Below are 987 nucleotides of genomic sequence, written 5' to 3' on the forward strand. Positions count from 1 at the left end.
CCAAAAGAATCGAAGACCCCTGCACATTTGGTTGTTTCTACTTTGTTCAGTTTTCAAAGATCTATCTCGTTCAATTTTTGTTGTTTGTCTTTCGCAACAACTTTTATATCATACCATGTCGCTGTCTAAGCGTCAACCTTTTTTGAAATATTTTTGTTTATTTCTTCGAAGTTGAAAGCGTTACCTTTACTCGTATGACAACTATTTTAGTATAACTTATCGTCAATTACTTGTCAACGATTATTTCACTTTTTTTGTGTTGCCTTTACACATAAGTGTTTTGCAGCAACGAAATTAATAATAACAGGTATTTGGATCATCGTCAATACTTTTCAGTATCTTTTTTCACTTTCCATTCATAAAGGTTATAATCCTGCAGGCCTTCTCCGTTATCATAGTCATGGACTGTTTTTACATATTCAAATTCGTTCGCCTGATAAAATGAGTTTAAGTTTGGATTGCCTGCAATGCAGTCCAGCCTTATTCCTTGTTTCCCACTCTCTTTCGCAATCAACTGAGCTGCCTCCAGTAGAAATTTTCCTCTATTTTTTCCATGCTGGTCACTATCGAGTGCTATTCTGTGAAGGTAAAGATACTTCCTACTTTTCTCTTCTCCCCATAAGTCTATATCCCACGGTGTCTGCTTATCCCAGAGAGCAAACGTGCCTAATATACTTTTGTCCTTATAGGCTAGATAGACCTCTTTTCTCTCTACCGCTGCCTGAATATTATGTACATCCTCTCCTTTAAGCAGACCGGCCCATTGTTCAGATCCTTTATGGTTCAGCCACACTGCTGTACTGTGCAGGATCTTTTTAATCTTTGCTATATCAGAAACTTCTGCTTCTTTAACTATGATCTGATTCATTTCTACTCCCCCTATAGCTAATAACATACCCTATTTTCGTTTAAAGGAAATCGAGTAGGAGATAAATGATTAATTCATTTATCGTCCTCTCACACCACCGTACGTACGGTTCCGTATAC

The 987-nt window shown here is 37.3% G+C and carries 1 protein-coding gene; it reads right to left on the reverse strand.

Annotated features, from left to right (window positions below; all coding sequences use genetic code 11):
- Positions 1-322: 322 nt before the first annotated feature.
- Complete coding sequence (locus ABFX15_RS04815) at positions 323-868, reverse strand: GNAT family N-acetyltransferase (protein WP_346024354.1); 546 nt, start codon at positions 866-868, stop codon at positions 323-325.
- Positions 869-987: the final 119 nt, after the last annotated feature.

Origin of the sequence: Alkalibacterium indicireducens (assembly GCF_039522005.1) — a bacterium.
GTDB classification, from domain to species: Bacteria; Bacillota; Bacilli; order Lactobacillales; family Carnobacteriaceae_A; genus Alkalibacterium; species Alkalibacterium indicireducens.

What these genes read in the sequence shown, in the direction of transcription:
- ABFX15_RS04815 (WP_346024354.1), bottom strand. Translation starts at nt 868, where the DNA reads ATGAATCAGATCATAGTTAAAGAAGCAGAAGTTTCTGATATAGCAAAG.